The 13,700-nt window shown below is 41.0% G+C and carries 14 protein-coding genes; 12 read left to right on the top strand and 2 right to left on the bottom strand.

Translation table 11 applies throughout. The features are described from left to right. Positions 1–340 precede the first annotated feature (340 nt). On the top strand, positions 341–994 hold the full coding sequence (locus tag BK581_RS11765) for an SDR family oxidoreductase (protein ID WP_078578364.1): 654 nt from the start codon (positions 341–343) through the stop codon (positions 992–994). Positions 995–1,107: 113 nt separating this feature from the next. Here BK581_RS11765 and BK581_RS11760 read toward each other — a convergent pair whose 3' ends face one another. Beyond that, positions 1,108–1,662, bottom strand: coding sequence for a VanZ family protein (locus BK581_RS11760; protein WP_078578363.1), 555 nt, complete (start codon positions 1,660–1,662; stop codon positions 1,108–1,110). Between the two features lie 171 nt (positions 1,663–1,833). Between BK581_RS11760 and BK581_RS20585 the strand changes: the two genes are divergently transcribed. Next, positions 1,834–2,166 (top strand): NAD(P)H-binding protein, encoded by a 333-nt coding sequence (locus BK581_RS20585; protein ID WP_078578362.1) that lies wholly within the window; start codon positions 1,834–1,836, stop codon positions 2,164–2,166. A 247-nt stretch (positions 2,167–2,413) separates the two neighbouring features. After that, complete coding sequence (locus BK581_RS11750) at positions 2,414–2,812, top strand: Rrf2 family transcriptional regulator (protein ID WP_078578361.1); 399 nt, start codon at positions 2,414–2,416, stop codon at positions 2,810–2,812. Positions 2,813–3,209: 397 nt separating this feature from the next. Here BK581_RS11750 and abc-f read toward each other — a convergent pair whose 3' ends face one another. Next, complete coding sequence (gene abc-f / locus BK581_RS11745) at positions 3,210–4,850, bottom strand: ribosomal protection-like ABC-F family protein (protein WP_078578360.1); 1,641 nt, start codon at positions 4,848–4,850, stop codon at positions 3,210–3,212. A 607-nt stretch (positions 4,851–5,457) separates the two neighbouring features. Here abc-f and BK581_RS11740 point away from each other — a divergent pair. The 9 genes from BK581_RS11740 (at position 5,458) to BK581_RS11700 (ending at position 13,700) form a co-directional block, all read left to right on the top strand. Then, on the top strand, positions 5,458–6,264 hold the full coding sequence (locus BK581_RS11740; protein WP_078578359.1) for a MurR/RpiR family transcriptional regulator: 807 nt from the start codon (positions 5,458–5,460) through the stop codon (positions 6,262–6,264). A 141-nt stretch (positions 6,265–6,405) separates the two neighbouring features. After that, a complete protein-coding gene (gene pfkB, locus BK581_RS11735) occupies positions 6,406–7,338 on the top strand; it encodes a 1-phosphofructokinase (protein WP_078579924.1) in 933 nt (310 codons plus the stop codon). Further along, complete coding sequence (locus BK581_RS11730; RefSeq protein WP_078578358.1) at positions 7,326–8,744, top strand: PTS fructose transporter subunit IIC; 1,419 nt, start codon at positions 7,326–7,328, stop codon at positions 8,742–8,744. The genes pfkB and BK581_RS11730 overlap by 13 nt, the downstream gene beginning before the upstream one ends. After that, positions 8,695–9,225, top strand: coding sequence for a PTS sugar transporter subunit IIA (locus BK581_RS11725; protein ID WP_245829013.1), 531 nt, complete (start codon positions 8,695–8,697; stop codon positions 9,223–9,225). The genes BK581_RS11730 and BK581_RS11725 overlap by 50 nt, the downstream gene beginning before the upstream one ends. Further along, entirely contained in the window at positions 9,225–10,094 is an 870-nt protein-coding gene (locus BK581_RS11720; RefSeq protein WP_078578357.1) for a class II fructose-bisphosphate aldolase, read from the top strand. Before BK581_RS11725 ends, BK581_RS11720 begins: the two co-directional genes overlap by 1 nt. 879 nt (positions 10,095–10,973) lie before the next feature. After that, positions 10,974–11,294: a hypothetical protein gene (locus BK581_RS11715; RefSeq protein WP_078578356.1), complete on the top strand. Its 321-nt coding sequence runs from the start codon at positions 10,974–10,976 to the stop codon at positions 11,292–11,294. A gap of 9 nt (positions 11,295–11,303) precedes the next feature. Next, the gene (locus BK581_RS11710) at positions 11,304–11,624 is read left to right on the top strand and encodes a WXG100 family type VII secretion target (protein ID WP_078578355.1); all 321 of its coding nucleotides are present in this window, start codon (positions 11,304–11,306) and stop codon (positions 11,622–11,624) included. Positions 11,625–11,731: 107 nt separating this feature from the next. Beyond that, entirely contained in the window at positions 11,732–12,250 is a 519-nt protein-coding gene (locus BK581_RS11705; RefSeq protein WP_078578354.1) for a hypothetical protein, read from the top strand. Positions 12,251–12,260: 10 nt separating this feature from the next. Further along, the gene (locus BK581_RS11700; protein ID WP_078578353.1) at positions 12,261–13,700 is read left to right on the top strand and encodes a hypothetical protein; all 1,440 of its coding nucleotides are present in this window, start codon (positions 12,261–12,263) and stop codon (positions 13,698–13,700) included.

Genomic DNA, 13,700 nt, shown 5'->3' with positions numbered 1-13,700 from the left:
GCTGAACAAGCGCCACTCAGGCGAGAGCAAGGCTGCGAGTGTCGTGAATCGGCTGAATTAGAGCCACTCAGCTGAGAGCAAGGTTGTGAGTGTCGCGAACTGTCTGGATAAGCGCCACTCAGCTGAGAGTAAGGTTGTGAGTGTCGCGAACTGTCTGAATAAGCGCTACTCAGGCGAGAACAAGGCCGTGAGTGTCGCTCACCTGCTGGACTAGCGCCACTCAAGCGAGAGCAAGACTGTGAGTGTCGCGCACCTAGAGTTTTTTAAAATAGTAGAAATAATGCTACGCCAATATATAGAGGTAAATAGACTAATGAGATGAATTGAAAGGATGTATGGCATGAAAGTTCTTGTTGTAGGTGCGAACGGTCAAATTGGAAAACATCTTGTATCCTTCATTAAAGAGAGTGAAGGCTTGGAAGCTAGAGCCATGATTCGTAAGGAGGAACAGGCGCCCTTTTTTGAAAAATTAGGGGCCGAAACGGCGATCGTTGATTTAGAGGATGATGTGGAGCCTATTGCTAAAGCGGCTGAAGGTGTTGATGCCATTGTCTTTACCGCAGGTTCCGGCCCACATACAGGGAAGGATAAAACGATCCTGATCGATTTGGACGGAGCGGTGAAAACAATTGAAGCCGCCAAAGTGGCTGGTGTCAAGCGGTTCATTATGATTTCGTCCTTTGATACGAGCAGAGAAGCCATTCAAGCAGCACCATCGTCATTTGCACCGTACGTAGCAGCAAAGCATTATGCAGATGAGTGGTTAAAAGGGACGGATTTAGACTATACGATCATCCATCCTGGTGCTTTAACGAATGACGAAGGAACTGGGCAGATAAAAACCCATCAAGAATCAGAAATAAGAGAGGTACCACGGGAAGATGTGGCAAAAGTGATCGTGGCCAGCTTAGAGAACGATGCAACCATTGGCAAGGCATTTCAAGTGGTGACTGGTGATGTGCCAATTAACGAAGCGGTTAACATGTTATCGTGAGCAGATATCTTAGGGTGAAAAAACGGGACTATTCAGCGACCTATACGCTGAATAGTCTTTTTCACCTTAAATATACGTCAAGTCTACTTTCTAACCTATCAAAAGAAGTATTCTTAAGCTTTTTCTTGTCTATCGAGATAAGCATGGATACGATATTTTATTAATATTTTCCATAATAAACAAAAAATAAAGAAGCCTAAAGCTGTGCCTAATGTGTTCAAAATAAGATCATCAACGTTAAATTGCCGCATGGCTCCAAATGTCCGATTTGTTATTAATTGGGTTATTTCTATTATTATGGAAAAAAACAACCCAACTAGTGTGGTCTTAATAACATTTCTCATCTTTGGGAATAACAATGGGATATATATTCCAAGAGGCAGCAGCATGATAAGGTTGTACACATAAGCACTTTGGATACCGTAATGAATCGACTCATAAATGAAGTAAAAAGGAATAAGCTGCGGCTCGACTATAAATCCAAAGTTATAAGGATCTATAGGGAAAATAGTTAAATTAATGACACTCATTATATAGTATAAAAAACTATAGAGAACAAGGCGCCATAGTAGGGGTTTTTGGCTATGTCGATTTATAATGAGGTCACCAATAATTATAATGGCAAGAAAAATGATACCGACCACATGAACAAAATTATTGTCTATCACTTAAGGTCATCCTCTCAAAGAGGAGGGGACTAATAATACCCTCCTTAAACACATAGTGTGGTCGTTCCTTCTAGTAATCTAGTAATTAATCAGGAATGATGGATTTATTATACACTATTATCCATTATATTCAATATATTTTTATTGTTTAAAAGTTAATCTTGTAAAGCCATTCATTATGATGTTGACTTAAATGGGAGGCGAGAAGCCATTCAAGCAGCACCATCGTCATTTGCACCGTACGTAGCAGCAAAGCATTATGCAGATGAGTGGTTAAAGGACACAGATTTAGACTATACGATCATCCATCCTGATGCTTTAACGAATAACGAAGGAACTGGGCAGATAAAAACACATCAAGAATCAGAAATAAGAGAGGTACGACGGGAAGATGTGGCAAAAGTGATCGTGGCCAGCTTAGAGAACGATGCAACCATTGGCAAGGCATTTCAAGTGGTAACTGGTGATGTGCCAATTAACGAAGCGGTTAGCACGTTATCGTGAGCAGACATCTTTAGGGGGAAAAATCGGGACTATTCAGCGCATGTTTGCTGGATAGTCCTTTTCACCTTTTCTACGTGGACCTACAATAAAACGAATCTACAATCAGTGAGCGTTTTCGTCCTTCTCTCACTGTCATTATGTAGAAGGTAGACTTACAAGAGCCGAGGCATAAGCTAAAACTTGACGCTACTTAATATGGGGGTTATCATGGATATGTAAAGTCTTTAATAGAGGTGAACACTGCATTATGAAGTATTCGAAAGCGACAGACTATGCCCTACATACCATGCTTTTTCTTGCAGTAGCGACGCCAAATAAGTTTGTCGGTGTTCAGGAACTGGCGGATCGGCAGAAGGTTTCGCCTACGTATTTATCGAAAATACTGACGAAACTCGCCAAATCGGGAATGGTTGAGTCCGTTTCAGGTGCCAATGGTGGTTATAGATTAAAACGGAATTGGGAAGAGATTTCGTTCCTTGATGTCATTCACGCAATTGAAGGTACAGCTTCATTGTTTGACTGCAACTTGAACCATGGACCAGAATGTTTGATTCAGAAGGTGATGGTATCGGCGGAAGAGAACATGGAAGATTATTTGAAAGAGCAAAAAATAGCTGATCTTGCCAAAAATAGCGGTTATATGTGAACCCGCTATTTTTTAGAACTAATTAGAGATATAAAGACTCTTTAATATCTTTTTATATTAATTTTCTAGTAAGCTATACCATTAAAATGATTCTTTATTTAAATGATGAGACAGAGCGAGCACAGGGGAATGGGGTGTCAAAAAAATCCCTTCTTCTATCAGTGAGACGGCCACCTCAACGATGACTCTTTCTTTGCATGTGATAAAACGAACATCAATCAACGGGAGTTTTTCGGACGGTTATCTGTTACAAAACAATCGACACTTCAGCATTCAATAGGGGGGCGACTCCCCCCTATAGTCAAGACTATTTGTTACTTACACGTACAGGGTGAAACAAGCAAAACCATTAAATCCCCCTTTAAGACGAAGCCGTCTTAAAGGGGGATTATTACTATTAGGAATCCAACTCTTTCAACTGTCTCGTCAATTCGTTAAATTTCCGATCAAGCTCGGCGTAGTCTTGGCTTGTGGGATTTGCCAGACTCAATTTACCTAACACGTCCTGCCGTTCTGTTTCAAGAGCTAGCCGTTTATCGGCTGTCGTGTCACGCTCAGGGGAGGGCTTGTCGTCAGTAAGCTGCTTTTGAATCCGCTGTTGGGAAAAAACGAGTCTCGTGTTGGTCGTTTTTTCAATAAAGTAGCGATCATGTGAGACGATGAGAAGGGTACCGTTATAATGTGATAACGTCTCTTCCAACTGTTCTCGTGAGGGGAGGTCGAGATGATTTGTCGGTTCATCTAACACGAGCACCTCTTTTTCTTCGAGAATATACGTCATAAGTTTACACTTCACCCGCTCTCCCATACTCATATGTCGAATAGGTTGTGTCCACTGGGAGGCAGTAAATCCTAGATGTTTCATTAAGTTTTGAACCTTGCCCCGCTCTTTATAAGTGTCTTGTGCAAACAAGTGGGAAGGCGTTTGATCCAGTGGCAAGTCAAAGACGTCTTGTGTTAAATAACCGATCGTGGCAGAGGGTGAGAGCCACACATCCCCTTGAGCCGTTTCGTGACCCATCAGTATGTTCAAAAAGGTTGTTTTTCCACTGCCATTTGGGCCGATAAGAGCGACCTTTTCTCCGTGTTGAATCGTAAAGCTGGCCTCTTTAAAAAGAGGGTGGTCGTCAAACGACTTTGTCAGCTGTTTTACTTCTAAAAACCGTTTCCCTACTTTTGTATTGGCGGTCATGGCAAAATGAACGTCATCGTCTTGTTCCACAGGAGCCGCATTTATTTTTTCTAATTCTTTTTCCAAGCGCTTTTGCTTAGATTTTACTTGAGCATCCATCCGTTTGGCTTTCAAACGGTAATACTCTTTATAGCCTTCCTTTTTCGTCGATTGTGCATGGGCCTTTTGCGACCATGAGGTGAGTTCCTTTAGTTGACCTTCTATACGTGCCACCATTTTTTGTTGGTTATCGTATTGGCGTTGCTGGGATTCACGCTTTTGTTTCCTAGCTTTCATGTAGCTCGTATAGTTTCCTTTATGGTCAATCAATCTCTCGTTTTCCAGTGACCATATTTTGGTGGCGACAGCATCCAAAAAATAACGGTCATGCGAGACGAGGATAACCGTCCCGCGGTACGCCTTAAGTTGATTGATTAAAAAGGCGGTACTGTCGTCATCAAGGTGATTCGTCGGTTCATCCAACATGAGGATATCAGCGTCTAATGCCAGCCCTTTTGCAAGACGTGCTTTCACTTTTTCACCCCCGCTTAATTGTGTATAGGGCCGGTTAGGCACACGCCAACTCTCTAATAAGGTGACCTCCTTTTTTGTCATGTCACCACTTACATACGCTACCGTTTCTTGCTCAACCATCGCGATATTAAGGGCGTTTACTATTGATTTAATCTCCCCTGTAGTGGGAGAGACATCACCATTTAACATGTGTAAAAACGTGGATTTCCCAGACCCATTTTTACCAATGAGTCCGATTATATCGCCTTCTTGCACATGGGTACTGACCTTTTGGAACAGGACGTGATCTTTCACATGGAAGCTGACATTGTTTAGCTGTAATAATTCTTTCAAACAGATCCTCTCCTTTTTCCGGGAGAACTAAAAAATCCTCCCAATTATGTTGGAAGGATTAGTCATTGATTACCGCACTTAATAAGCTACTTAGCGAATGGCTAGATAGGTTACATGTAAAAATGGGCAGACTAATCCTACTTTTTATCAGTTGAAATAATGCGATTCAACGTTTAAAAATAGGCTTAGTTATCCATTGTCCACCCATCAGTCCTTTCGTGTTATGTTGCGGTCATTATAACATGGATGATATTTGGAAACAATCTCTTTATTCATGGCGGTTAATAAAAACGGGGCGAAAGAAGCTAGCATGATAATAGAACACACCAACCATTGGCGTAAAGTAAAAAGTACGGGTGAATTTACCCCCGCAGTTCCGCCATCATCGCCTTGCTATATAACCATATTTCACCTTCGTCTTAAATCTTTTTAACTGGTCACCTGTCATTTAAGTTAAAAAGTTTTATGGTATGAGCTTGATTATCTAGTAAAATAGGCAATAGATCATAATAAAAAAGTCTTATGCGCGCATTTTCTGTAGTAGGATACGTCCTGATGACTAGCAGTTTTTATACATAACAAATAGACCATAAAAGAGGGATTTCTTATGGAACAGCTTTTGTTTAATATTCCCCGCGAGACGTTTGAACGATTAAGTGAAACAGAACGGTATTTGTTGACGTATATTCATGACCATTTGGATGACATTGCGACTATGTCGATCGTGACATTAAGTGAACGGGCGGCAGTATCGACTGCGACGATCGTCCGTTTGATGAAAAAAATCGGCTATAAAGGTTATACATCGTTTAAGTACAGACTTGAACAAGACAAACAGATGATTGATAAGGAAGGGAGTTTAAGTGGGATAGACCATGCTATTAAACAAGCCCTTCACAAGAATGAGGAAGAAGTTCAGCGGACGATTCAATTACAAAGCATCGGTCAAATTGAAGATGCTGTGCAGAAAATGCACGATGCCAAAAAGATTTACATTTTCGCCCGGGGCTTTTCACAATTGATAGCCCATGAGATGGCGGTGAAATTGCAAGTGCTTGATAAAACATGTGAAATGCATGATGATCCAAATATTATTCGTATCAAATCCCGAAAAATGAACCATCAAACTGATTTGGCGATTTTCATTTCCTTAAATGGCGAAACAGGGGAGCTGGTCGAAGCCTGCCAAAACTTAACCATTCGTCAAGTGACGACGATTACATTAACGACAAAGGCTCATTCTTCCCTGAACCGATTGTCAGACATCACCCTCCTTGGTTACCGCAGTGACAAATCGGCGATCCCTGAATATGAAGTCCGTTCACGCTTAGCCTTAAATGTTATTGCCAGAGTATTACTTGATGCCTATGTCATCCGTACAAACGAAAATGTAAAACCGTCTCAGGAGAGCTGAAGACGGTTTTTTTCATATACAGCAAGGGATGTGCTTGTCTTGGGATTATTTTCATGTTCACAAACTGAAAACATTTACATCACAGCGTATGCCATAATGAACTCATCAACAATAAAGGGCATTAAGAAAGTTGGTGAGGCCATGATTTATACGTGTACGATGAATACCGCCATTGATCTCTATGTTGAACTTGACAGGTTGGAACCTCAAACGGTCAATAGAACGATGGACGAAGATTATCAGCCAAATGGGAAAGGTGTCAACGTGTCCATTATGCTTGAAAAACAGGGGATTAACAGTGTGGCATTGGGTTTTATCGCTGGTTTTACGGGACGTTACATTGAAGAGTCATTACGTAAAATGGGGATCATGACTGATTTTGTTTATGCAGACGGGGTGACACGCATTAATGTCTTTATCAATGCTGATACAGAATACAAAATCGTGAACCAAGGCCCCACTATTGCACGAGAAGCGCAACACCAGTTACTAGAAAAAATCAGGAGGATTCAACAAGGCGATACGTTGATCGTATCAGGAAGCCTACCAAAGAATGTGCCTGAGTCCATATTGGAAGAAATGGCAGCAATTTGTGAAGACAAAGGTATTGCCTTTGTGCTTGATACAAGTATCCAGTCACTTTCAGGTATTTTGCGCCACAAACCCTTTTTATTGAAACCGAACGAAGAAGAGTTGGCAGATTTTTTTGGCATTACCCATCGCCTTAATGAAGAAGAGTTAATTTATTACGGATCAGAACTTATTAAACAAGGGGCAAAGCAAGTGCTTATTTCCAGAGGGGCTGAAGGAAGTATTTTCATAAATGACAGCACATGTCTCCTGGCATCTTCCCCCATAGGCACAGTCATTAATACAGCGTGTGCTGGAGATGCCTTGCTGGCAACGTTCATCGGATATCAAAAAAGTGGCGCGGACTTAGAAGAATCTTTAATGTATGCCACGGCAACGGGTGCTTCCACTGCTTTTTCAAAAGGTCTTAGTGATTTGTATGATGTGCCAGAATTACTTAAACAGATTCATATAAGAAGGAGGAGTTCGATATGGCAAAAGTGAAAATCGTCGCTGCAACAGGTTGTCCAACAGGTATTGCCCATACATTTATGGCGGCGGCTGCATTGAAGAAAGCCGCACAAGAAATGGATGTGGAGGTTGACATTAAAGTAGAAACACATGGTCAGGTTGGAATTGAAAACGCTTTAACAGCATCGGAAATTGAAGAAGCCGATGGCGTCATTGTAGCAGCTGATAAAGATGTCAATGCTGAACGTTTTCATGGGAAGCGGGTCGTGGATGTCCCTGTAGCGAAAGCTCTTCGCCATCCCGAAGATTTAATTCAGCAAATAATTGACCAAAAAGCCCCTATATACAAAGCGAAGGATGGCGGCGAAAGTGCAAGCAGCGATGACGTATCTACCGGTGGAAAAGGGAATATTGGACGGTCCATTTATAAGTCGCTGATGAACGGGGTTTCCCATATGTTGCCTTTCGTTGTAGGAGGCGGGGTCCTCATTGCTATTTCGTTCTTGTTTGGTATTTATTCAGCCGATCCAGACCATGAATCATATAACGCATTTGCCGGATTTCTTAACACAATTGGCGGCTTAAGCTTTAGTGTCATGGTGCCAATTTTGGCAGCTTATATAGCTGAAGCCATTGGCAAACGTTCTGGTATGGTGGCTGGGTTTATCGGTGGTTTGCTAGCTGTGGAGTCAGGCGCTGGATTTTTAGGCGGTATCATTGCTGGATTTGCCGCAGGTTATTTAATCGTACTCTTACAATATCTCTTTAAAAAGTTGCCGAAAGCGTTAGATGGACTGAAAACGATTTTTATCTTCCCTGTACTCGGTATTTTCCTCATTGGCGGGGTGATGTATATGCTGATGTCTCCCGTTGCAGCGTTAAACGAAGGGATGATGACCTTCTTATCATCTGTGCAAACGTCCAGCCCTCTTTTATTGGGATTAATTGTGGGAGCCATGTGTGCCTTTGACATGGGTGGACCTGTTAACAAAGCCGCATATGTAACCGGCACGGTGCTCTTATCTCAAGGTAACCTTTATTTCATGGCAGGTGTATCAGCCGCGTGTATTGCACCACCTCTTATTACCGCGTTTGCTGTTCTCTTTTACGGAAAGTACTTTACAAAGGAAGAACGGAACTCGGGCATGGTTAACTTTGTTCTAGGTTCAACCCATATCACCGAAGGGGCGATTCCCTTTGCTGCGAAAAACCCGATTGTCGTCTTACCAATCTTAATGTTCGGCTCTTCCATTGCGGCCATTATGACATATTACTTTGGCGTACAAGTGCCTGCGCCGCACGGAGGATTCCTTGTTTTACCTGTTGTGACAGGAGCAATAAAGTGGCTCATAGCTATTTTCACCGGCTCTATCATAGGTGGCCTAATATTTGGCCTTTATCGTAAAAAAATTGCGGGAAGCGAGCCTATTAAAGGATAAAGCACACGAAAAGGGAGAGAAAATGATGATTACAGAACATCAGGTTGTCATACAATCACCTGTATCAAGCCAAGAGGGTGTGTTTGAAACGATTGCGGAGTTAGCTGTACAAAACGGGATTGCCACTGATACAAATCCCGTAGCGGCGGGGCTAAAACAACGGGAATCCCAAAGTACAACGGGCTTTCAAGAGGGATTTGCCATTCCTCATACAAAGTCAGAAGCGATCACACAACCGGCGATCATCGTCGTTCGCACGGAAACGAAAATTGAATGGGAGGCGTTTGATGGTCAACCAGCTTTCTTTTTTATCTCACTCCTCATCCCAGAGGCAGAAGCTGGCACGACTCACTTACAAGCATTATCAGCCCTATCAGGGGCCTTAATGGATGAAAAGGTGCGACAAGCGCTTTTACGGGCGCAATCTACTAAGGAAATAGCCGCACTCATCCACAAAGTTATTAAAGGAGATGGGGAATAATGGACTTATACTCTACAACACTGATGCTGAAGACAGCAAAAGCGAATAAACATGGCATCGTAGCATTTAATGTTCATTCATTTGATAGTATTTTCTGGGTACTTGAAGCAGCAGCTGAATTAAAGTCCCCTGTCATTTTGCAAACGACCGTTGGCACGATTCAATCCCTTGGCGCCAAAAATATCGTGGAATGTGCCAAAGCGGCAGCCGAACATTACCAAGTGCCCACAGGGTTGCATTTAGATCATTGTACGGGCTTTGACATTATTAAGGACGCTATTCGGGCCGGTTACACATCGGTTATGATCGACGCTTCCATGCACCCATTTGCTGAAAACGTAGCCCGAACTCAACGAGTAGTAGAATTAGCCACATCTTTAGGCGTAAATGTGGAAGCAGAACTTGGCAAGGTGGGCGGTGTGGAAGATGACATCATCGTGGACGAAGCAGATGCTGAGAAAGCGGACCCTGAAGAATGTCGGCAATTTGTTGAGGCCACAGGTGTACCGACGCTGGCACCAGCAATTGGCACAGCTCATGGCATCTACAAAGGCAAACCGGAAATTGATTTTGAACGGATTGCAGAAATAGCGACAATGGTGGACGTACCCCTTGTCCTTCACGGTGGATCAGCTGTACCAGAAGAAGATGTTCGCCGTTGTGTGGCGTTGGGGATGGCGAAAGTGAACGTATCTACCGAACTGAAAAACATCTATTCCGAAGCGATCCGTGAGCATTTTGCCCACGATCCAGACAGCCTAGATCCACGGGCATACTTGCAAAAAGCCAAAGAAGCGGCCAAAGAAATGGTGAAAACAAAAATTCGGATAGTTGGCAGTGAAAACACCGTTGCCCCTTTGTTTGCCTAACATAGCACAACGATAATCTTCATAGCACTGACCCCTCATACAATCTGATGAACCCTTCATAATTGGGTTCATCAGATTTTTTGTATATTAATATAGAAGGAAACGGAAAAGATGACGTTTGAAACATATGAAGGAACCATAAATACACGTTCCTAATACCACGTTTAATCCACATGACCTACACGGGAAAAAGACGATAAATGACTGAGATGATGTTTCGCCAGTCTCACACCATAGTCGTGAATGCCTGCTTTAGTGTCTCTTCGCAGTCGTCTTTTATACAACTTGTCCCATCATTTCCCGGACGATTTTGTCTGTAGTGGCGATCCCCACTTTTTAACACAAATCCTTTTGCTGGTGCGGATTAAAGATATTCCGTTTTTTATATTTCTATGTCTTATATGACTGGATATATCAGTCAGCTAATTTCCTTATGTTGCCTCTCACTGCGGAAATTGGACTTTAGACCTATTCTTGCCTATTAACAGTGCAAGGCTAATAGGATAGACAATAATGAGACGTTTTCGTGTTAAACTCAACCGATTTTGACGGGAATGACCCCACGTCAGATGATGTAAGTCAGGGTGGGGAAAGACTGGTCTTAATGATATCCCACGTGGCACATAACCAAAGCAGCACGCCAATATGAAACATCCCTGCAAGGTTTTCATATGAAGAGCGGTTCTTTTTCAGCTACCCAATAAAATAGTAATGAATTGAACAACTTTTGACCTACGTCTTTTATTATTATCAACCCAATTTTTTCATGGAATCATGACTTTCGTATGTTCCTTAGATTGCTTCTTTTACCTTATAATAGTAGGCATTGACTTTGTGTGTAAATTATATAGATAAATACCTATTTATGGGGGACTTTTCATGGCAGAATTTAAAGCGATAGCACAATTAAATGGACCGGAGAAAATAAAAATATCAGATGACCAACTTAAAGAAATACTGTCCACATACCAAGCAATTCAAGATGAAATGGAAAGCATGTTAAATGACTTTTTTACGCCTCTTGAGATTATGGAGAGTGAAGGAGCCTTTACTGGTCAATCAGCAGAAGTGTTCACTACTTATTGCACATTAGTAAGAAGCTATTTAGAAACGAGATATCTCTTATCCTTTGAGGAGATAAAGTTAGTAGTGGAACAGTATCAAAGCAGACTTAATGACATTGATCAATTAAATATATGAGGTGATAGGATGACTTTACAAATAAAAGTAGATCCAGCTGCTGTTGAAAGTTTAATAGGAAAAGCGAGACAAGTACCGACAGAACGTATGGATAATGTGAAGGATAAAATTTATGATTTATACGTTGCCACAGCTTCGTGGGAAGGAGAAGCGCAAAAAGCCCACGAAGATATGCGTGTAAATGTCTTTAAGACACTAGAAAAAACACAGTCTCTTATGACAGAAATATTGGCTACATTAGATACGTCGATCGAAAAGTTTGAAGAAAAAGATGCAGAAATTAGCACTAGCTTTGAAAGACGAGTGAATAATTATGTTGAAGGACAATAAGGTTATGTAAGAAAGGCTTTGACATTATATGAAAAGAATGAAAGCAGGAAAATTTAAAGAAGCTGCTTTAAATTTTCCTAACGATTTATCAAAGGGTGATAACCGTAATGGACAATAGTCAGTTAATTTCTAAGTACAAAGGTCAAATTACTTCTCGAGAAAATAGTTTAAGCTCCCTTTATTCTCAGAATGTATCTCATCAGAATGCTTATGATCAGACGTTGGGAGTCATTCATAGTCTTGAAGTTGAATTAGAAAAATTACTGGAACAAATCAAGAAGATGGATCAACAATTGGAAAAGCTTGAGGAGCTTACACAAGGTGCAGGGTCCCGGATGAAAAAAATCAAATTCTTTGAGCACGGACGTTTAGAAAGCAAGGCATTTGAAGCAATGCAAGCCCGTTTGGTAGATATTCAACAAGAGCAGCAATCTAAGCTTTTGACAATGGCTGATAGAATTAATAATAAAGAATTAAAAGCAAAGGACCTTGAACAACAGATAGAGAACCAACGGGCGAAATTAATGCAGTTAGACCAACTCATGGCGAGTAACCGAAGCCGGATACATTCATTAAAAGCGGAAATAGCCAGTTCTAGAAGTACACTAAGAACATTACAAATGTGAGGTGAGTCATATGGGGAATTATATTGCAGATAGACAACAATTGAATGACATGCTAACTGAATATACATTGGTCATGGGAGAATATATTTCTTATACAAACGCCTTTGTTGCCATAGGGGGAAATGAAGACGTACACTTAAAAGCAGATTATGAGGCTGCAAAACTTAATCGCACGGCAATAACAAATTACTGGGAGAACATGGTTGAAGTGGATAGCGAAGCGGCAACGAATTTTCAACAAGCTACAGACGGCTTTATCGCACTTTCTACTACGATAGATTCATTCAAAGGTGACTTAGGTAAAGGTGGAGCGAACTTAGGTGCTTTAGATATAGAGAAGCTACAATCCGCTATGTTTAAAGATGATGTCCTGTGCGCCCGTTTAATGGAGAAAATGTTAACAGAAGAAGGCTTAACGTATGCTGAAAGGGAGATATTGTATCAGTATATACAAAATGAAGTACTAACGGATGAAAAGATTGAAGAATTTGAAGAGATTTCAGAGTTAATTAGAAGTGAGAATTTTGAAGAAGTAGAAGCACGTTTAAATCAGTTGCTAAAGTCAGAAGAAGATCTCGATCAGTATATTGCGGAACTTCAAGCTTATTTATTAATAAGTAACTATGAACCAGATAATGGCCATAAGTTACTTTACGGGTACTTAGCCATTTTAAAAAATTCGAAAGCTTATATTAATACTGCCAAGCTAAGAACTAGGGAAGACAATTTAGAAGAATTAGATATAACGATAAAATTAGATAGTGCATCTGTGGATGAGCCAGATAAATATATGATGACAGGAGAAATTAGAGTAGGGAATAAATATTCATATGATTCGGGAAGAACCCACTACTTGATGGACCAATATATGAGGTCGGACACTTATACTGTTAATATTTACAATGGAAGGTTGGCTGGTGCAGAGTTAGGAAAAGATGAAAAATTAGAGTTAGTAAAAGAGTATGAAGGATATAGTCAAAACTTTTGGATGAAAGAAATGCCGGGTAGAATATTGAGTGAAATTCCGAGAGTTGGTATTGGCTTAGATGCTATGTCGACATTTGGGGATTTTTATGAAGGAAAAAAAGACCTTGAAACAAGGATAGACCGAAAAGGTTTAGAAATTAATGCAGATGCACTTGAGATGGAAGTGATGGTTGTAACTACAAACAAATATTCTGATGCTCAGTATCAGCTGTTTACTACTGATAGGTCGTATGAGAGAATTGACAGATGGGAAGAACTTCACCATGTTAATCCTAATATACCATTCCCTGAAGCAGCCGTTCGCAATCAGGATTGGAATAAAGTAGGTGATGTTTATGGGGAAGTCAGAGCCGAATTTTCTGAAAGTAATTTATACATAGGTCTGATCGACTATATATTGGATGGTGATCTGGATGGGAAAACGCTTGAAGAGATTACAACAAAACAAGAAGATGACGATTAA

This window comes from Salipaludibacillus agaradhaerens, from assembly GCF_002019735.1.
In the GTDB taxonomy this organism is placed as follows: Bacteria; Bacillota; Bacilli; order Bacillales; family Salisediminibacteriaceae; genus Salipaludibacillus; species Salipaludibacillus agaradhaerens.
Note: the sequence above shows the minus strand (reverse complement) of the source record. Positions and strands in the feature narration are given on the sequence as shown.

Excerpts from the sequence above, each read along its gene's own strand:
- BK581_RS11710 (WP_078578355.1), top strand. The coding sequence starts at position 11,304 with ATGACTTTACAAATAAAAGTAGATCCAGCTGCTGTTGAAAGTTTAATA.
- pfkB (WP_078579924.1), top strand. The coding sequence starts at position 6,406 with ATGATTTATACGTGTACGATGAATACCGCCATTGATCTCTATGTTGAA.
- BK581_RS11740 (WP_078578359.1), top strand. The coding sequence starts at position 5,458 with ATGGAACAGCTTTTGTTTAATATTCCCCGCGAGACGTTTGAACGATTA.
- BK581_RS11700 (WP_078578353.1), top strand. The coding sequence starts at position 12,261 with ATGGGGAATTATATTGCAGATAGACAACAATTGAATGACATGCTAACT.
- BK581_RS11750 (WP_078578361.1), top strand. The coding sequence starts at position 2,414 with ATGAAGTATTCGAAAGCGACAGACTATGCCCTACATACCATGCTTTTT.
- BK581_RS11765 (WP_078578364.1), top strand. The coding sequence starts at position 341 with ATGAAAGTTCTTGTTGTAGGTGCGAACGGTCAAATTGGAAAACATCTT.
- BK581_RS11720 (WP_078578357.1), top strand. The coding sequence starts at position 9,225 with ATGGACTTATACTCTACAACACTGATGCTGAAGACAGCAAAAGCGAAT.
- BK581_RS11705 (WP_078578354.1), top strand. The coding sequence starts at position 11,732 with ATGGACAATAGTCAGTTAATTTCTAAGTACAAAGGTCAAATTACTTCT.
- BK581_RS11715 (WP_078578356.1), top strand. The coding sequence starts at position 10,974 with ATGGCAGAATTTAAAGCGATAGCACAATTAAATGGACCGGAGAAAATA.
- BK581_RS11730 (WP_078578358.1), top strand. The coding sequence starts at position 7,326 with ATGGCAAAAGTGAAAATCGTCGCTGCAACAGGTTGTCCAACAGGTATT.